The organism is Stenotrophomonas beteli (assembly GCF_001431665.1).
Classification (GTDB): Bacteria; Pseudomonadota; Gammaproteobacteria; order Xanthomonadales; family Xanthomonadaceae; genus Stenotrophomonas; species Stenotrophomonas beteli.
In genome coordinates this window covers 45,707-62,589 of record NZ_LLXV01000013.1, presented here as the reverse complement: position 1 = coordinate 62,589, position 16,883 = coordinate 45,707, and the positions used below count along the sequence as shown (strand labels likewise).

General features: G+C 67.7%; 16 protein-coding genes and 3 tRNA genes. 10 read left to right on the top strand and 9 right to left on the bottom strand.

Annotation, left to right across the window (positions count from 1 at the left end; translation table 11 throughout):
- Positions 1–130: 130 nt before the first annotated feature.
- Both ARC23_RS01075 and ARC23_RS01070 read right to left on the bottom strand, forming a co-directional pair.
- Positions 131–1,027, bottom strand: coding sequence for a M48 family metallopeptidase (locus tag ARC23_RS01075; protein WP_057495502.1), 897 nt, complete (start codon positions 1,025–1,027; stop codon positions 131–133).
- 89 nt (positions 1,028–1,116) lie between these two features.
- On the bottom strand, positions 1,117–3,003 hold the full coding sequence (locus ARC23_RS01070) for a formylglycine-generating enzyme family protein (protein WP_057495501.1): 1,887 nt from the start codon (positions 3,001–3,003) through the stop codon (positions 1,117–1,119).
- Positions 3,004–3,087: 84 nt separating this feature from the next.
- On the opposite strand from ARC23_RS01070, the gene rnd reads away from it, so the two are divergent.
- The gene (rnd, locus tag ARC23_RS01065; RefSeq protein ID WP_057495500.1) at positions 3,088–4,167 is read left to right on the top strand and encodes a ribonuclease D; all 1,080 of its coding nucleotides are present in this window, start codon (positions 3,088–3,090) and stop codon (positions 4,165–4,167) included.
- A gap of 125 nt (positions 4,168–4,292) precedes the next feature.
- Here rnd and ARC23_RS01060 read toward each other — a convergent pair whose 3' ends face one another.
- From ARC23_RS01060 to ARC23_RS01050, 3 genes are all read right to left on the bottom strand, one after another.
- On the bottom strand, positions 4,293–5,426 hold the full coding sequence (locus ARC23_RS01060; RefSeq protein ID WP_057495499.1) for a hypothetical protein: 1,134 nt from the start codon (positions 5,424–5,426) through the stop codon (positions 4,293–4,295).
- A 94-nt stretch (positions 5,427–5,520) separates the two neighbouring features.
- Positions 5,521–7,851 carry a TonB-dependent receptor gene (locus tag ARC23_RS01055; RefSeq protein WP_057495498.1) on the bottom strand — a complete coding sequence of 777 codons (2,331 nt, stop codon included), beginning with the start codon at positions 7,849–7,851 and terminating at the stop codon, positions 5,521–5,523.
- A gap of 209 nt (positions 7,852–8,060) precedes the next feature.
- Positions 8,061–8,642, bottom strand: coding sequence for a TetR/AcrR family transcriptional regulator (locus ARC23_RS01050; protein ID WP_057495497.1), 582 nt, complete (start codon positions 8,640–8,642; stop codon positions 8,061–8,063).
- A 101-nt stretch (positions 8,643–8,743) separates the two neighbouring features.
- On the opposite strand from ARC23_RS01050, the gene ARC23_RS01045 reads away from it, so the two are divergent.
- The 4 genes from ARC23_RS01045 (at position 8,744) to ARC23_RS01030 (ending at position 11,800) form a co-directional block, all read left to right on the top strand.
- On the top strand, positions 8,744–9,799 hold the full coding sequence (locus ARC23_RS01045) for a sugar phosphate isomerase/epimerase family protein (protein WP_057495496.1): 1,056 nt from the start codon (positions 8,744–8,746) through the stop codon (positions 9,797–9,799).
- A 21-nt stretch (positions 9,800–9,820) separates the two neighbouring features.
- The gene (locus ARC23_RS01040) at positions 9,821–10,714 is read left to right on the top strand and encodes an alpha/beta fold hydrolase (RefSeq protein ID WP_057495495.1); all 894 of its coding nucleotides are present in this window, start codon (positions 9,821–9,823) and stop codon (positions 10,712–10,714) included.
- The gene (locus tag ARC23_RS01035) at positions 10,704–11,630 is read left to right on the top strand and encodes an alpha/beta hydrolase (protein WP_057495494.1); all 927 of its coding nucleotides are present in this window, start codon (positions 10,704–10,706) and stop codon (positions 11,628–11,630) included. The genes ARC23_RS01040 and ARC23_RS01035 overlap by 11 nt, the downstream gene beginning before the upstream one ends.
- A 94-nt stretch (positions 11,631–11,724) precedes the next feature.
- Positions 11,725–11,800 (top strand) — tRNA-Ala (locus tag ARC23_RS01030).
- Between the two features lie 62 nt (positions 11,801–11,862).
- Here the strand turns inward: ARC23_RS01030 and ARC23_RS21030 are convergent.
- Positions 11,863–12,033 (bottom strand): hypothetical protein, encoded by a 171-nt coding sequence (locus ARC23_RS21030; RefSeq protein ID WP_203226331.1) that lies wholly within the window; start codon positions 12,031–12,033, stop codon positions 11,863–11,865.
- Positions 12,034–12,194: 161 nt separating this feature from the next.
- Between ARC23_RS21030 and ARC23_RS01025 the strand changes: the two genes are divergently transcribed.
- On the top strand, positions 12,195–12,680 hold the full coding sequence (locus tag ARC23_RS01025) for a hypothetical protein (RefSeq protein ID WP_057495606.1): 486 nt from the start codon (positions 12,195–12,197) through the stop codon (positions 12,678–12,680).
- Between the two features lie 6 nt (positions 12,681–12,686).
- On the opposite strand, the gene ARC23_RS01020 is transcribed toward ARC23_RS01025, so the two are convergent.
- A complete protein-coding gene (locus ARC23_RS01020) occupies positions 12,687–13,448 on the bottom strand; it encodes an SDR family oxidoreductase (RefSeq protein WP_057495493.1) in 762 nt (253 codons plus the stop codon).
- A gap of 132 nt (positions 13,449–13,580) precedes the next feature.
- Between ARC23_RS01020 and ARC23_RS01015 the strand changes: the two genes are divergently transcribed.
- A complete protein-coding gene (locus ARC23_RS01015; protein ID WP_057495492.1) occupies positions 13,581–14,423 on the top strand; it encodes a bifunctional transcriptional activator/DNA repair enzyme AdaA in 843 nt (280 codons plus the stop codon).
- Positions 14,424–14,496: 73 nt separating this feature from the next.
- Here ARC23_RS01015 and ARC23_RS01010 read toward each other — a convergent pair whose 3' ends face one another.
- On the bottom strand, positions 14,497–15,522 hold the full coding sequence (locus tag ARC23_RS01010; RefSeq protein ID WP_057495605.1) for an NADP-dependent oxidoreductase: 1,026 nt from the start codon (positions 15,520–15,522) through the stop codon (positions 14,497–14,499).
- A gap of 26 nt (positions 15,523–15,548) precedes the next feature.
- Entirely contained in the window at positions 15,549–15,818 is a 270-nt protein-coding gene (locus ARC23_RS20965) for a hypothetical protein (RefSeq protein ID WP_160321648.1), read from the bottom strand.
- A 54-nt stretch (positions 15,819–15,872) separates the two neighbouring features.
- On the opposite strand from ARC23_RS20965, the gene ARC23_RS01005 reads away from it, so the two are divergent.
- From ARC23_RS01005 to ARC23_RS00995, 3 genes are all read left to right on the top strand, one after another.
- A tRNA-Phe gene (locus ARC23_RS01005) sits at positions 15,873–15,948 on the top strand.
- Between the two features lie 72 nt (positions 15,949–16,020).
- Positions 16,021–16,096 (top strand) — tRNA-Phe (locus ARC23_RS01000).
- A 148-nt stretch (positions 16,097–16,244) separates the two neighbouring features.
- Entirely contained in the window at positions 16,245–16,796 is a 552-nt protein-coding gene (locus ARC23_RS00995; protein WP_057495491.1) for a lipocalin family protein, read from the top strand.
- Positions 16,797–16,883: the final 87 nt, after the last annotated feature.

Genomic DNA, 16,883 nt, shown 5'->3' with positions numbered 1-16,883 from the left:
GGAGGGGTACTTGCAGCGGCCCCCGCAACCGGACCCACCCCGCCATCCCACGGAATGCACGCTGTTGCTGTTGCTGTTGCTGTTGCTGTTGCTTCGGCAGGTGCAGGGCGCAGCCCTGCCGAACACCACCCTACTTTGCCTGCTCGCAGAACGTCTGCCGGTACTCGAGTGCCTTCGGCATCAGCGCCTGCAGGTTCTGGATGCGGGTACCGGGATTGGGATGGGTGGAGGCGAACTCCGGCGGCGACTGCCCCCCGCTGGCCTGGCCCATGCGCTGCCACAGCGGCTCCGCCTCGCGGGGATCGAAGCACGCTGCTGCCGCCAGCATCAGCCCCACTTCGTCGGCCTGCGTCTCGTGGCTGCGCGCATAGGGCAGCAGGTAGCCGTAGCCCATCGCTGACATCATCATCTGTTGCTGCTGCGCATCCATGCCGCTGGCGGCGCCGGCCACCTGCCCGATCTGCGTCAGCTTCTGCTGCGCCATGCGCTGCGCACCGTGGCGCAGCAGCGCATGGGCGATTTCGTGGCCCATCACCACCGCCATTGCATCGCGGGTGCGCGCCACCGGCACCAGCCCGGTATAGACCGCCATCTTGCCGCCAGGCAGGCAGAACGCATTGGCCTGTTCGGACGGAATGACGTTCACTTCCCACTGGAAATCACGCGCGAAGTGCGCCGGCTGCACGCCATGCTCCTGCGCCAGCGCGGTCTCCACCACATCCACCTTGGCAATCAGTCGCTGCGCGATGTCACGCACGTCGCGCGCGATCGGCGCGTTCGGATCCATCGGCGGCTCCTGCGACAGGATCTGCTGGTAGGCCTGCAGGCCCAGCGCGGTTTCCTGGCGCGCGTCCAGGCTGCTGTCGATCATCACCTTCTCGCCGGTATAGGGATCCACCGTGCGGTTGGAAAACCAGTAGAACGCGGCATAACCGGCGGCCAGCAGCAGCACCCACCAGCGGATGTTGCCGAACAGGCCGCGCCGTTGCGGGCCTTGTGGCGAGCGGGAAAAGGGATCGTTGCGCATCGGGCGGTCTTCCGGCAGGCCCCGCCGGCCGGCGGGCACGGCGCAATCTTAGTGCGCCGGCGCCTGCAGCAGGTGAAGCCGCGCGACGATCAGATACCGCGCACCAGCCGGAAACCAATGCGCGCGTTGGTCGTATCCGAATCCTGCGACTGCCGCCAGGCGGCACGGGTCTGCTCGGGCGCGTTGGCCCAGTTACCGCCACGAATCACCCGCGAGCGGCACCCCGGGTTGAACCAGGCCACGCCATCGGACGGCGCACGCCGGTAGCTGGCATGCCAGCAGTCGGCCACCCACTCGCTCAGGTTGCCCGCCATGTCATGCAGGCCGAAGGCATTGGCCTGGAAGCTGGCCACCGGTGCCGGCCCCCACCAGCCATCACCATAGCCGATGAAGGCGTTGTGCCAATGTCGGCCCGAGGGCGATGCATCCTTGCTGCCGGTGAAGTTGCCGCTGCCGGGGGGAGGTGTGCCGGCATCTCCCCACGGGTAACGGCCACTGCTGCCGGCGCGCAGTGCATATTCGAATTCAGCTTCGCTCGGCAGCCGGTAGCTGCGCCCGGTCTGCTCGGACAGCCACGCCGCGTAGTTCTCGGCATCACGCACGCTGACGTGCATGACCGGCGAGTTGCCCAGCGCGCGGCCGCCATCGTAGTCCGAGCGCCAATCAACGCCACTACGCCGGATGAAGTTGCCGCTGCGCTCGTCGTACACCACCGAATGACCACGGCGGGTGGCCCGGGGCCGCGCGTTGGTCGCTTTTACGTACCGCTCGAAATCGCTGACGGTGACCTCGGTGATCGCCATCGCGAAGCCTCGGTCAAAGCGCACGTAATGCGAAGGCCGCTCGGAATCGGCCGAGCCCGGCTCGGCGTCGCCGGCGCCCATCTGGAATCCTCCGTGTGGCACCACCACCATCTGCGGGCCGCGTCCACCATCGCGCATCGCATCACTGAACACCTGGCCCGGGCGGAAGCTGCCGTAGTGCGTGGCCAGGTCGATGCGCTCGCGCAACTGGGCCACCACCGCATCGCCCGGCAGGCCGATGCGCAGTGCCTCGGCCAGCTTCTCCCGCGCCGGTTTCAGGCCCTGCGGCGTGGCCAGGTCGCGCAGGCCGTCGTCGCGCAGGCGCAGCAGCGTGTCCGAGCGAATCTGCTCGATACGCTCAAACGCATCGGCAATGGTCGGCGACGAATCGCGGACCTTGCTCGCCTCGGCCAGCCAGCTGCCTGCGCTGGCGAAGTCGCGGGCACGCGCGGCGTCCTCGGCGCGACGGATCAGCCCACTTTCTGCCGCCGCCAGACCCTGCCGCGCCCGGCTGTTGTGCTCGTCCAGCGCCAGCGCCTCGCGGAAGCTGCCGATCGCACCGTCCCCCTGCTCGCCGATCCGGTCCGAGCGCAGGTCCTCTTCGCCCTCGCGGTTGTAGGCGACCACGCGCTGGGCCCGTTCCACCCGTCCCTGCAGGGCGCGCACCTTGTCATCATTGGGTGCCAGGGTCAGCAGCACCAGCGCCTGGCGGCTCGCCTCGGCCAGGGCCTCGCGCTGCTTCAGCGGGCGCACCAGCAACTGGTCGGCCTGCTGCTGCAGGCGCTGGCGTGCACGCTGCAGGCCCTGCCGCGCCTGGCGGTCATCCGGGTCTTCCTCCTGCACTGCCAGCCACAGCGGAATGGCTGCGTCGGCATCCTCATAAAGCCGCCCCTGGGTGAACGCCTGCTCGGCCGCACGGCGCAACTGGGCCAGGCTGCGCCCTTCCCGGTCCACGCGCGGCGGTGTCCACTGCTGAACATTCTCTGCGGCGTCCTCGCCGGCAATGGTTACGCTGCCCAGCCCCGGTGGTGGTGCCGTGCCGGTGTTGCTGTCCTGGGCCGGGCGTGCATCGCCGCCGGCCGCCCGCTCCGCAGTCGCCGGCGGCGACGGCGTGCAGCCGGCCAAGGCCACTGCCAGGGCGGTGCACAGCACGGGCGACAACGAAAAACGCAAGCACAGTCTCCTTCGGCACGGATGCGGACCGACGTTAGGCTATTCTCCCCTGCCTGAGCAAACCCGAGTAGTAGGCCCTGACCCGTGGCAACCTGGATCACCACCCCCGCCGAGCTGGATGCGTACTTCCAGCAGCGCCCGGCCCGCATCGGCCTGGACACCGAATTCATCCGTGAACGGACCTTCTGGCCGCAGCTGGCGCTGGTGCAGATGGCGGTCGGACAGGACATTCTGCTGATCGACCCGCTGATTCCCGGCATGACCGACGCATTGGCGCCGTGGCTGGCCGACGAATCGATCACCAAGGTGATGCACAGCGCCAGCGAAGACCTGGTCGCCTTCAAGTGGGCCTGCGGCGTGCTGCCGCGCCCCCTGTTCGACACTCAGATCGGCGCTGCACTGGCCGGCATCGGCGGTGGCATGGGCTACCAGAAGCTGGTGGCGGAAATCACCGGCGTGACCCTGGCCAAGGGAGAGACCCGTTCGGACTGGATGCGCCGGCCATTGTCCGAGTCGCAGCTGCAGTATGCCGCCGACGATGTCGAGCACCTGTTCGCCCTGCATGACGCCATCGATGCCCGGCTGCAGGCGCTGGGGCGACAGCAGTGGCTGCATGACGATGGCGAGCGCCTGCTGGCCAGCGTCGCCAACGATGAGGATCGCTGGCCCCACCTGGCGATGCGCTCGGCGCAGTTCCTCGATGCCGCCGCACAGCGTCGCCTGCTTCGCCTGCTGCGCTGGCGCGACGTACAGGCGCGCAGCAGCGACCGGCCGCGCAGCTGGATCCTGGACAACGAACTGGCCGCCACCCTCGCACGCACGCCACCGGCCGATGCGGACGGGCTGGGCAAGCTGTTCGAGCAGTTCCCGAAAGCACCGCGCAAGCTCGCCGCAGCGATCTGGCAGGCGCTGGACACGCCGCTGGCTGATGAGGCCGATGCCCCGCTGGCGCTGCCGGCCAATGACAGCAACAAGCAGGCCCTGAAGAAGCTGCAGGATGCGGTGGCCGAACGCAGCCGCGAACTGGGCCTGCCGGACGGCGTGCTGGCCTCGCGCAAGCACCTGGAAAGCTATCTGGAACGCCGCCAATGGCCCGCCGCGCTGGCCGGCTGGCGCCAGCAGGAACTGGAATCGCGGCTGCAGGCACTGCTGCCCGCACGCTGATTTCGGCAGGCGCCGGGCACATCCGGCGCCAGCGCAGTGGAGCCGCCCCCGGCGCACACAGCACAGCGGCCTCACTGCGGCCTGAGGCAACAGCAAAGGGCGGCCCGGGGCGGGCCGCGCCAGCGTCAAACGTAGCCGCGCGTTTTCAGCAGCGCCCAGCGCTCGGGCGCCAGTGCCCGCCGCAGGGCCGGCAACGGATCGACACTGCCGGTGTTGTCTGCCACCGCCACCACGAAATCATCGGTGGTCCGCAGCTGCCTGCGCTGTTCCGGCTCGTCCAGCCACGCGGCCACTTTCTTCAGCACCTGCATCGCCGAGGCCGGACTCTGCCGCAGTGCCATGTACTGGTTGTGGCGGGCGCACGCCTGCACCAGCGCGGGCGCATCGAACCAGCGTTCGCAGGACCCGCCCTGCGCCTGGCGGATCTCATCCGGTGCCCACAGGTAATAGGCCACATCCTCGCCACGTGCCAGGACCTGCTCACGATGCGACTGCCGGCCCCAGACCAGGAACGGCGGCCAGGCCGCCGGCACGTCTTCCCCGGTGAAGCACAGCAGCAGGCAGTACAGCGGCTCTTCCTGAGGGATGCGTGGCAACGCATCGGCGAGTGACTCCTGCAACAGGTGCTGCACCTGCGCGCTGACCGTCGCCAGCGTTTCTCCCTTCCTGGGCCGCAGATAGAGCAGCTGCGCGTCGCCCTTGCGGCGCTTCCTGCGGTCCAGGTACTCCAGCGTCATTCGCTGCAACTGGCCGTCATCGTCATAGTCATGCAGGCGTTGGCACCACCAGGTGCGCCGGCCGTCGCCGCGGTTCTCGATCAGCACCCGCTGCAGGCGCTCGCCTTCCCACTCGTAGTGCTCGGTGAAGCCACGACCCTCGGCCGCCAGCTGCAGTTCCTGCAGGCGTCCACCGGATTCGCGGAACTGGGTGATCGAGCCGAGGCTGCCCGAGTTGTGGAACGAGAACTGCTGCCGGACGTCCGCCAGATGCAGCCAGACCGACAGGCTGCCATTGGGCTCGCACTCCAGGATGATCCGCCCTTGCGCATCAAACCCATGGTGGACATGCCTGGCGGGATCGGCCTTGGTATCGGCGATCCAGCGCGGCAGCGGCCCACCGTGCTCTTCGCGCATGAACGGCACCACGAAGGCCATCGAGTGGCTGGCCCAACGCCAGGACACCACCTGCTCGCGGCAGCGCGCCTGCAGCTCTGCGCCGGCGCTGGCATCGGAATAGGTCTGGTACAGCGCATCAAGCATGGTCGAGATCCTTTCAACACAGGGCAGGACCTTAGCACGGCCCACGAAAAACGGCGCTCCAGGAGCGCCGTTTCCGAAACACGGACGGCTGGAATTACCAGTTCATGTTCAGCGAGACACCGACGGTGCGCGGCTCGTTGTAGACCGCGGCCATGTAGTTCTCGATCACGCCCTTGAGGTTCTTCTCGTTGGTGATGTTGCGCGCGAACAGCGCCACTTCGTAGGCACCGTAGTTGCCCGAGTAGCCGATCTTCAGGCCACCCTCGAAGTCACCCTTGGAGTTGAACTCCTTGCTGTCGTACAGCACGAAGCTGGTGTAACCCTGCTTGTTCCAGTCGGTGGAGACGAACATGGTGCCGGCATCGCTGACCGGGAAGTCATAGCGGGCGGCCAGGTTGACGTTGTACTTCGGCGCGTTCGGCAGCGGGTTGCCGTCGATCTGCGCGAAAGTGTTGGCACCGACCTTGATGGTCGGGTCATTGACCGTGCACACCACCTGGCCATTGAGGCCGCAGACCTGCGCGTACACGCGCTTGTCCTTGATCTCGCTGTGCAACAGGCTCAGGCCGGCGCTCAGGGTCAGGTTCGGGATCGGGCGCAGCTCCATGTCGGCTTCGAAGCCGTAGGCCTTGGCCTTGTCGGCGTTGAACAGGACGCCGTTGCCATCCGAATCGTTGCCGTTGAGCTGGATGTCGTTGACGGTGTAGGTGAACGCGGTGGCATTCAGGCGCAGGCGGTTGTCCCACAGGCTGCTTTTCACGCCCGCTTCCCAGGACAGGATCGTCTCGGAATCGGCGGTAGTGAAATCGGCATTGAACACCGCCGAACGGCCCTGGATGGTCGGGCCACGGAAGCCACGCGCGACCTTGGCGTAGACGCTCACGTCCGGGGTGATCTGGTACATCGCGCTCAGATCCCAGCTCGGGGTGGTGTCGGACATCCTGACGTCGGTGCGGCCCTTGTAGGTCACCACGCCGGCGGCGGTATCGGCGGTCTTCAGCAGACGCGTGTGCTTCTCGTCCCTGGTCTGGCGCAGGCCGGCGGTGATGGTGAACTTGTCGGTGAAGGCGTAGCTCAGCTGGCCGAATCCGGCCCAGGAGGTGTTCTTGTTGCGCAGGCGCACCCAGTTGTTCGGGTTGCGGGCCGCGCCCTGCAGGAACCACGCGCGCTGGTAGAAGTCGGTGGTGTCGCTGCCGTTGAAGTAGAACGCACCGGCCTGCCACTGCAGGGCGCTGTCGTCATGGCTGGCCAAGCGGAATTCCTGGGTCCACTGGTCCAGGTCGCGGATGCGGCCCATCGACTGGCCGTAGCCGTTCGGCACGCCGTTGACCGGGAAGTTCACCGCAGCGCCGCCGTCGGTGTCACCACGGCTGTAGCCGGAGGTGGTCTCATAGGCGGTGATCGAGGTGAAGTCGATCGCGCCGAAGTCGTAGCGCGCTTTCACCGAGCCGCCGTAGGTCTTGTAGGCCTGCGGGTTGTTGTCGGCTTCGTCGTAGGCCACCTTGTCGCGCGCCACGTCGGTCTTGTTGGAGCCCTTGGTCAGCGCACTGCGCAGGAACAGGGTCGAGGTGCCTTCATAGTCGCGGGCATGGGCTGAGGCCAGGATCGAGAACTGGTCGCTCGGGGTCAGCAGCAGCTGCGCGCGCACGTTGCGGTCATCGAAGCCGCCCATGGCGTTCTTCTTCGGGCTGACCGTGCCGTCGGCGCTCGGGCCCTTGTAGGTGTTGTCGACGTAGTCGTCGCGGTGCTGGTACAGCGCCGACACGCGGAACGAGGCGATATCATTGATCGGACCACCAAAGCCGCCGTCGATCGACACGCTGTTGTAGGTCGCATAGCTGGCGCTGACGCGGCCGGTGTAGTCCTGGGTCGGCTTCAGGGTGTCGAACTTGACGATGCCGGCGGTGGTGTTGCGGCCGAACAGCGAGCCCTGCGGGCCGCGCAGCACTTCCACCTGGTCCACGTCGTAGACCGGGTTGGACTTCAGCACCACGTGCTCCAGCACCACATCGTCCTGGATGATCGACACCGGCTGCGAGGCACCCAGGTAGAAATCGATGTTGCCCAGGCCGCGGATGTAGAAGCGCGGGAAGATGCGGCCGGTGGTGGTTTCCGCATACAGGCTCGGTACGCGGCCAGACAGTGCCAGCAGGGTGTCATCGCCGCCGGCGGTGAAGTCGCGCATGCGCTCGCCCTGCACAACGCCCACCGAGACCGGCACTTCCTGCAGGTTCTGCTCACGGTGTTCAGCGGTCACGGTGATCGTGTCCAGGCCAGTCGGGGTCGGCGCGCTGTCCTGCGCGGCGGCACCGAAGCTGCCGACCAGGGCCAGGCCGGCACAGGCCAGGGCCAGCGGGTGGCGGCGGAAGGAAACGAAGGAAGACGACATACCCGACAGGCGGCGGGAATCGGAATGGGAGGGCATGGAATGCTCTGAGGAGGCGTCCGTGCGGCCTGCGCGAGCCGGGCGGCAAAAAAGGAGGAGAACTGCGCAAGCGGCCATTATCCCCCAATTTGTTACGATTTCGTTGCGCGGCGCCCAGGCCCGGCGAAACAAGCGGTTTCGGCACAGTCAGCCGGCAGCGCCTGGGGTCAGATCCGTTTTCCAAGGGAAAACGGTTCTGACCCTGGATCTCAGGGCAGCAGGCTCAACGCCACGTCGACCATCGCCAGCAGGCGCTCGCGGCTGATGCCGTCACGGGCCTGCACCGAAATGCCGTGCAGCACCGTGGCGAAGTAATCGCCCAGCGCCTGCACCGCCACATCGCCGGCCAGCTGCCCTTCGGCCTGGGCCTGCTGCAGCCGCGCGATGATCGCCGCCGTGCGCTGGCGTCGATGGCTGGCCAGCCAGTCCCGCACGCCCTCGCCATCGGGCGACACGCTGCTGGCCGAAGACACCACCAGGCAGCCATGCGGACGCCCGCGCCGGGTGTAGGTCAGCACCGCCTCGCGCAGCATCGAACCGATCGCCTCACGCAGCGACGCCTGCTCCAGCGCGCGCGGCGCGAAGCCGCCCTCGCCGTCCTCGTACAGCGCAACGGCTTCGCGGAACAACTGCTCCTTGCTGCCGAACGCGGCGTAGATGCGCGCAGAGGCGATGCCCAGTGCTTCGACCAGTGCCGACATCGACGTGCCTTCATAGCCGTGCTGCCAGAACAGCAGCATCGCCCTGCGCAACGCCTGGTCCCTGTCGAATTCGCGCGGTCGCCCTGCCATCTGCCTGCCTGCTCCAGTGAGGCGCGCAGTGTAACGCGGGTGTTGACCACCGCGAGAGCCGCCCCTATTCTTTGTCGACCGACAAACAATTGGAGCAACACATGCAGACCCTCAGGGGCCCCAGCCTGCACCTGGCGCAGTTCGCCGGCGACCAGGCCCCGTTCAACTCACTTGCCGGCATCGCCGCGTGGGCCGCCGGCCACGGTTTCAAGGCCCTGCAGATCCCGGCCTGGGACGCGCGCCTGTTCGACCTGGCCACTGCCGCCGGCAGCCAGGATTACTGCGACGACATCCGCGGCACCCTCGCCGCGCACGGCCTGCAGGTCAGTGAACTGACCACCCACCTTCTCGGCCAGCTGGTGGCCGTGCATCCAGCCTACGACGAGCTCTGCGATGGCTTCGCACCGGAAGCAGTGCGCGGCAATCCGAAAGCCCGCAGCGAATGGGCGCAGCAGCAGCTGCACCTTGCCGCCCGCGCCTCGCGTCGGCTGGGCCTGCAGGACATGGGCACCTTCTCCGGCTCGTTCGCCTGGCCCTACCTGTTCCCGTTCCCGCAGCGCCCGCCGGGCCTGATCGATGCGGCATTCGACGAACTGGCACGACGCTGGCGGCCGATCCTCGATACCTGCGAGGACAACGGCGTCAACCTCTGCTACGAGATCCACCCCAGCGAAGACCTGCACGACGGCACCAGCTTCGAGCGCTTCTTCGAACGCGTCGGCCAGCACGCTCGCTGCCGCATCCTGTTCGATCCCAGCCACTTCGTGCTGCAGCAGCTGGACTACCTGGAGTACCTGGACATCTACCACCCGCTGATCCGCATGTTCCACGTCAAGGATGCGGAGTTCCGCCCCAGCGGCCGCCAGGGCATCTATGGCGGGTATGCCGACTGGACCGAACGTGCGGGCCGCTTCCGCTCGCTGGGCGACGGCCAGGTCGACTTCAAGTCGATCTTCTCCAAGCTGGCCCAGTACGACTACCCGGGCTGGGCGACGCTGGAATGGGAGTGCTGCCTGAAGGACCCGGACGCCGGCGCGCGCGAAGGTGCCGCGTTCATCCGCGACCACATCATTCCGGTCACCGACAAGATTTTCGACGACTTCGCCGGTGCTCCCATCAGCACCGCACAGATGCAGCAGATGCTCGGCATCGCCTGAGCACCAACGGAGCACTCCCCCATGACCACATCCCTTTCCGCTGGCGCTGCCGGCGACGACGCCCTGCGCCACCACTACCTGCGCATCGAGGGCCAGCGCGTGCATTGCGTATCCGCCGGCCACGGCGAGCCGGTGCTGCTGATTCCCGGCTGGCCACAGACCTGGTACGCCTGGCGCCACGTGCTGCACGCCCTGGCCGAGGCCGGCTTCGAAGCGATTGCCGTGGATCCGCCGGGCATCGGCGAATCCGATCGCCCAAGCCACGGTTACGACACCGGCAGCGCCGCCGCCATCCTGCACCAGACCATGCTGGCGCTCGGCCACGCACGCTATCAGCTGGTCGGCCACGACATCGGCATGTGGATCGCCTATGCGCTGGCCAGCGACCAGCCGCAGGCGGTGCGACAGCTGGCGGTCACCGAAGCGGTGATTCCCGGCCTCGCGCCGGAACCCGGCATTTTCGCCGCACCGGCCGACAACATCTTCCTCTGGCACTTCATGTTCAACCAGGTGACCGACCTGCCCGAGGCGCTCATCAGCGGACGCGAACGCGCCTACCTGGAATTCATGTTCGACCGCTGGTCGTACCGGCGCGATGCGGTGGCCGCCGATACCTACATCGCCGCCTACAGCCGCCCCGGCGCACTGCGGGCCGGCTTCGCCTGGTACCGCGCGATTCCGGAGACCATCCGCCAGAACAAGCTGCGCGCGCAGCGCCGGCTGGCGATGCCGGTGCTCGCGATCGGCGCCGAACACGCCACCGCCGATGCGCCGATGCTGACCCTGCAACCGCACGCCGACAACGTGCGCGGCAGCATCTTGCCGGGCTGCGGCCACTTCATCATGGAAGAAGCGCCGCAGGCGTTCCTGGCCCAGCTGCTGCCGTTCCTGCGGGAGGCGCGCCATGCAGCTTGAACCGGCGCTGCAGCAGTTCGTCGATGCCATCGCGGTCCATCCGCTGCCGGAGGACCTGCGCGAGCTGCGTGCGATCAGCGAGAGCGCGCTGCCACCGTTGCAGGGTGCGCCGCAGCCGGTTGCGCATGTGATCGAACATGCGGTGATCGCACGCGACGGCCACGCGTTGGAAGTCCGCCTTTACACACCGGAAGGGCTGCCCGATGGACCGGCGCCGGCCTTGTTGTTCGCCCATGGCGGGGGCTGGTTCCAGTGTTCGCTGGCGGTCTACGACGGTCCCTGCCGCGCCCTGGCCAATGCCAGCGGCTGCGTGGTCGCGGCAGTCGGCTACCGGCTTGCGCCGGAACATCCGTTCCCGGTACCGCTGCACGACGTTGCTGACGCCTGGTCGTGGCTGCAGGCCAACGCCGAACTGCTCGGACTGGACCGGCAGCGGCTGGCCATCGGCGGTGACAGCGCCGGTGGCAATCTGGCGGCCGCCTGCTGCCTGCTGCTGCGCGATCTCGGGCTGCCGCAGCCTCGCCATCAGGTGCTGCTGTACCCGGCGCTGGACGCCGGCATGGACAGCGATTCCTACCGCGACTACGCCACTGGCTACTACCTCAGTGCCGAACTGATGCAGCGCTGCTGGCAGGCCTATCTGGGTGATCTGGATCAGCCGCCGGTTCTCGCCTCGCCCGCCCATGCAACGGAACTGCATGGATTGGCGTCGGCCTCGGTCCTCAGCTGCGAGCATGATCCGTTGCGGGACGAGGCCGAGCAGTACGCGTACCGCCTGCAGGCTGCGGGGGTCGACTGCACGCTGGAGCGGCTGCCGGGGATGATTCACGCCTGCATCCACCTGCAGGCCGTGGCCGCGTCCACCGGCATCGCGGTTCAGCGCGCAGGCGCCCTGCTGCGCCAGGCCCTGGCCTGAATCAGTATGGGAAGACGGTGGATCCTCGCCTGTCGCCGTCCCGGCCCGGTGCTTGGCAAGCCCGGCAGGCAGCGCTACACTGAAGCCCTGCCGTGGGGCCATAGCTCAGCTGGGAGAGCGCGTCGTTCGCAATGACGAGGTCAGGAGTTCGATCCTCCTTGGCTCCACCACTATTCAGAAGAACCCGTAGATCTCCGTGATCTACGGGTTTTTTCTTTTCAGCGCCGGCGGCTCAGGCCGGCTCCTGGTCGCCGTCCCTGCGGCGCGGGCTGCGCGAATGCGCATCACGCACCTGTTGATCGCGCTGGCCCGGCCGCTGCTTGGCCACATCGTCCTGCTTCCTGTCCTGGCGGCTTTCCTGCACGCCCTGCTTCGGGTCCTGATCCTTGCTTCGCTCGTTCATCGAAATCTCCACGCCGGGCGGCGGGCCTACGTTGCCCACCACGCTAGAGGTTGCCGGGTAAGCCGCAGGTCAGTCCCGTGCCAATGTCATGTGCAGGCGCTGACTTGTCGCCGCGGGCCTCGCGCAGCCAGAATCCGAGCCACCACGCCCACCGGTATGCCATGCCCTCTCCTGCCCAGCACGCAGCGCGCGCGTTGCCGATGCTCCTCGATGCAACCGACGGCAGCATCCAGCTCGGCAACCTACCGACGCTGATTGGCCCCACCCTGTCCCGGAATGAGGCGCGTGTCGCCTTCGCCACGCTGATGCATGGCGAGCGCGATGTCGGCACCGGCTATCACTGGCTCAGCCTGCACCGGCTCAGCCTGGGTGGCGCGCCCGCCGGCATCAGCCTGTGCTTCCACGGGCAACAGCTCGACATGGTGACGATCGGCGTCGATCTGCCTGGTGCGACACTGGAAGACGGCTGGCCGACCCAGGCCGCGATCGATGCCGAAGTCGCTTTCATGCGTCGCACCTTGGCCACGGCACTGGGGCGCAAACTGGCAGGTGGCCGCGCCCGGTTCGACTGGGGCGAGGCATGGGCCCGGTTCGACCCGAAAGGCTTCATGGCCAGCAGCGGAATCCGCTACACGCCGCGCTCATGACGCCGCTCAGGTTCGGGTGATCGACACCCCACCTTCAACACGCATCGCGGTACCGGTGACGAAGCTGCTTTCATCGCTGGCCAGGAACAACGCGGCATTGGCGATCTCCTCCGGCTCGGCCATCCGCTTCAGTGCGTGCAGCGAGCGTACGAAATCACGCGCGTCGCCGGTCGGTGCCGCCTGCCGGCCCATCTCGGTATCGGTGCCTCCCGGCAGCAGCACGTTGCTGCGCACGCCGCGCGCGCCGTATTCGGCGGCGATCACCTGGCTCAGGCCGATCAGCCCGGCCTTGCTCGACGCATAGGCGGCCATGCCCGGGAAGCCCACGGTGTGGCCGACGAAGGTGCCGACGAACACCAGCGAGCCGCCGCCGCGTGCCAGCAATGCCGGCAACTGCGCGCGTGCGGCATGGAAGGCGGCATCGAGATTGGTGGCCATCACCTCGCGCCACGCATCGGCCGGGAACTCCGCTGCTGGCACTCCCGGGCCAAGCATGCCGGCATTGTTGAGCGCGATGTCCAGGCCACCGAAGGACTGCTGGGCCAGATCGACCAGTGCCTGCGCCGTGCCTGCTTCGGCCACGTCGGCGGCATGCACCACCACCTCGCCACCGGCGGCACGGATCTGCTCGGCCAGTGCCTGCAGCGGCTGTGGGCGTCGTGCATTGAGTACCAGCTTTGCCCCTTCGGCAGCAAAGCGCAGCGCGCTGGCGCGGCCAATGCCAGCGCTGGCACCGGTGATGAGGGCGATCTTGTTGTTCAGGCGCATGAGGGCGGTACCGGTTGTGGAGTGGCCCCCACGATGCCGCGCCTTTGGCCCGCCAACACTCCGTTTCCGGGCCTCGCGGCCAGGTGCAGGAAACGGAGTTTCCGCAGAACCGGCACGTGCCAGAATCCGCCCATGGACAGCACCGCCACCACCGCCCTCGATGCCCGCGTCGAACGGGTCTGCCGCCATCTGCAGGCCAGCCTCGACGAACCCTCGCTGCAGGAACTGGCTGACATCGCCGGCTGCAGCCCGACGCGCCTGCATCGCCTGTTCAAGCAGGCCACCGGGCTGACCCCCAAGCAGTACGCCATCGCGCTGCGCGCCGACCGCCTGCGTACCGGGCTGCAACAGCAGGAACGCATCACCGACGCCTTCCACGATGCCGGCTTCGGTTCCAGCGGGCGCTTCTACGAGAATGCACCGAAGTTGCTGGGCATGACTCCCAAGCAATGGCGCGCAGGTGGTCGCGGCGAAGTCATCCACTTTGCGCTTGCCGAAAGTTCGTTGGGCAGCGTGCTGGTGGCCAGCAGCACCACCGGCGTGGTCGCGATCCTGCTCGGCGACGATCCGGAGACGCTGCTGCAGTCGCTGCAGCAACGTTTCCGCCAGGCCGAACTGGTCGGCGCCGACCAGGGCTACGAGCAACTGGTGGCACAGGTGGTAGGCCTGGTCGAGGATCCCTCGCGAGGTGCCACGCTGCCGCTGGATATCCGCGGCACCGCCTTCCAGCAACGGGTCTGGCAGGCGCTGCAGCAGATTCCGCGCGGCCAGACGGCCTCGTATGCCGATATCGCCGCGCGCATCGGCGCGCCGCGATCGAGCCGCGCGGTGGCACGCGCCTGCGCAAGCAACCCGCTGGCGGTGGCGGTGCCCTGCCACCGTGTGGTGCGCCGTGACGGCGACCTGTCCGGCTATGCGTGGGGCGTAGCGCGCAAGCGCGAACTGCTGCGCCGGGAAAAGGCCTCGACTGCCTGACCTGGGTGCCGGCCTTGGTCGGCACACCCAGCGTCCCGTAGGTGCCGACCTTGGTCGGCACACCGCCAGGCCCTCAATCCAGCTTCACCACCAGCTTGCCGAAGTTGCGCCCCTGCAGCAGCCCGAAGAACGCCTCCGGCGCCTTCTCCAGCCCTTCCACCACATCCTCGCGGTACTGGATGCGGCCCTCACGCAGCCACTGCGCCATCTCGCGCTCGAAGTCCGGCCAGAGGTGCTTGAAGTCGTGCACGATGAAACCACGCACGGTCAGGCGCTGGCGCAGGATCTGGCTGAACAGTGACGGCAGCCGGTCCGGGCCAGGCTGCTCTACACCACGATCGTTGTAGGTGGCGATGGTGCCGCACACCGGAATGCGGGCGAAGTCGTTGAGCAACGGCAGCACCGCATCCAGTACATGGCCGCCCACATTCTCGAAGTAGACATCGATGCCGTTGGGCACGGCGGCGCGCAACCGTTCGGCGAAATCGTCCGCGCGATGATCCAGCGCCACGTCCACGCCCAGCGTCTGCAGATAGGCTCGCTTGGCCTCGCCACCGGCGATGGCGACCACGCGCGCCCCCTGCAGCTTGGCCAGCTGGGCCACGGTCGCGCCGACCGGCCCCGTCGCGGCGGCCACCACCAGCGTCTCTCCCGGCTGCAGACGGGCGATTTCATGCAGGCTGGAATAGGCGGTGAATCCCGGCATGCCATACACGCCCAGCGCCGTACTCAACGGCAGTCCGGCCGGATCCAGACGACGCCCCAGCGCCTTGGCCGGCAGCACCGCGTGGGTCTGCCACCCGCCCGGGGCCAGCACCAGCTCGCCCACTGCGACGCCCTCGGCGTTGGACTGCAGCACCTCGGCCACGGTCTGGCCTTCCATCACCGCCCCCACCGCCACCGGCGCGGCGTACGACGGTCCTTCGTCCATGCGTCCACGCATGTACGGGTCCAGCGACAGGTAACGGTTGTGCAGCAGCACCTCACCGGAGGCCAGCGGCGGCAACGGCGCCTGCTCCAGGCGGAAATTGGCGGCCGTCGGCGCGCCCCGCGGACGCGAGGCGAGCACGATGCGGGAGGCGGTCGGGGAATCGGACATGGCGATCGGCTCGGCTGTTGCCAGCATCAGGAAAGGAACGCCGACACTACGCTGCGGCCCGCCCCGCCGGGGGCCGCGAAAACAGCGTTCCATGCCCTGCCCCGGTGCTGTCGGCGCGTATCCCTCGCCACTGCCGCTTTGCCCATCACGGTGGGTCGCTGATTTCCGCCGCCGGCGACGATGCGCGAATCGATGTCCAGCCGTTCCTGCCGTGCCGCGCGGCGGCGGATCAAGCACTTGCGTGTGCGCAGACGGCAATGTGAAGAATTCTTGGCAAAACCCTTGCCGAACACCATCGACCTCCGTAATATACGCCTCCTCGGCAGCGACCTCGCTGCAACGAAACATGTGGCCGAGTAGCTCAGTTGGTAGAGCAGGGGATTGAAAATCCCCGTGTCGGCGGTTCGATTCCGTCTTCGGCCACCACTTTCGAAGGCCTGCAGAAATGCGGGTCTTTTTTTTCCGGAAACCGCATTCACCGCGGTCGCCACACAATCTGGCCGAGTAGCTCAGTTGGTAGAGCAGGGGATTGAAAATCCCCGTGTCGGCGGTTCGATTCCGTCTTCGGCCACCATCTTCAGAGACCTGCAGAAATGCAGGTCTTTTTTTTGCCTGCGCTTCGCCGTCCGCGCATGGCACGGGGCACGGCCCCGCTTGACGAAACATTTACACCGGCAGCCGCTGCGGCACCTACGCTCCAGACTCCTGCCCGGAGTCCGCCGATGCCCCTGCGTCCCACCCTGCTCGCCTGCCTGCTGCTGGCCACCCCGCCGGCGATCGCTACCGAACCGGTGCGCGCGGTCGAGTCCCTGGACATTGATCGCTACGCCGGCCAGTGGCATGAGATCGCGCACCTGCCGGTGTCGTTCCAGAAACGCTGCACGGGTGAGATCACCGCCAATTATGGATTGCGCCGCGATGGCCGCATCACCGTCACCAATGCCTGCCGCGCCGACGATGGCCAGCGCCTGGTGGCCGAGGGTGTGGCTCGCCCGGTCCCCGGGCACGCCGGCCAGCTGCAGGTGCGCTTCGTCCCGGACTGGCTGAGCTGGGTGCCACTGGTCTGGGCCGACTACTGGGTGCTGGCGCTGGACCCGGACTACCAGTGGGCCCTGGTGGGCGAACCCGGCCGCCGTTACCTGTGGGTCCTCTCGCGCCTGCCCGAGATGGATCGGGCCCTGTTCGAGCAGTTGAAGGCCAAGGCCGAGGCAATGGGATACGACCTTGGCCCGCTGCGGGTCATGGCCCCGCTGCGTGACGCCCCGGCCGATTGAACCGCGCCACAACCCGCGCACCCGGCGTGCCAGATCCGGCGCCGCGCACGCCCGGGCGCGGTCTTCACACGCTACCCTCTGCGACGG

Excerpts from the sequence above, each read along its gene's own strand:
- ARC23_RS01075 (WP_057495502.1), bottom strand. The coding sequence starts at position 1,027 with ATGCGCAACGATCCCTTTTCCCGCTCGCCACAAGGCCCGCAACGGCGC.
- ARC23_RS01060 (WP_057495499.1), bottom strand. The coding sequence starts at position 5,426 with ATGCTTGATGCGCTGTACCAGACCTATTCCGATGCCAGCGCCGGCGCA.
- ARC23_RS01055 (WP_057495498.1), bottom strand. The coding sequence starts at position 7,851 with ATGCCCTCCCATTCCGATTCCCGCCGCCTGTCGGGTATGTCGTCTTCC.
- ARC23_RS01050 (WP_057495497.1), bottom strand. The coding sequence starts at position 8,642 with ATGGCAGGGCGACCGCGCGAATTCGACAGGGACCAGGCGTTGCGCAGG.
- ARC23_RS01045 (WP_057495496.1), top strand. The coding sequence starts at position 8,744 with ATGCAGACCCTCAGGGGCCCCAGCCTGCACCTGGCGCAGTTCGCCGGC.
- ARC23_RS01040 (WP_057495495.1), top strand. The coding sequence starts at position 9,821 with ATGACCACATCCCTTTCCGCTGGCGCTGCCGGCGACGACGCCCTGCGC.
- ARC23_RS01035 (WP_057495494.1), top strand. The coding sequence starts at position 10,704 with ATGCAGCTTGAACCGGCGCTGCAGCAGTTCGTCGATGCCATCGCGGTC.
- ARC23_RS21030 (WP_203226331.1), bottom strand. The coding sequence starts at position 12,033 with ATGAACGAGCGAAGCAAGGATCAGGACCCGAAGCAGGGCGTGCAGGAA.
- ARC23_RS01025 (WP_057495606.1), top strand. The coding sequence starts at position 12,195 with ATGCCCTCTCCTGCCCAGCACGCAGCGCGCGCGTTGCCGATGCTCCTC.
- ARC23_RS01020 (WP_057495493.1), bottom strand. The coding sequence starts at position 13,448 with ATGCGCCTGAACAACAAGATCGCCCTCATCACCGGTGCCAGCGCTGGC.
- ARC23_RS01015 (WP_057495492.1), top strand. The coding sequence starts at position 13,581 with ATGGACAGCACCGCCACCACCGCCCTCGATGCCCGCGTCGAACGGGTC.
- ARC23_RS01010 (WP_057495605.1), bottom strand. The coding sequence starts at position 15,522 with ATGTCCGATTCCCCGACCGCCTCCCGCATCGTGCTCGCCTCGCGTCCG.
- ARC23_RS20965 (WP_160321648.1), bottom strand. The coding sequence starts at position 15,818 with ATGGTGTTCGGCAAGGGTTTTGCCAAGAATTCTTCACATTGCCGTCTG.
- ARC23_RS00995 (WP_057495491.1), top strand. The coding sequence starts at position 16,245 with ATGCCCCTGCGTCCCACCCTGCTCGCCTGCCTGCTGCTGGCCACCCCG.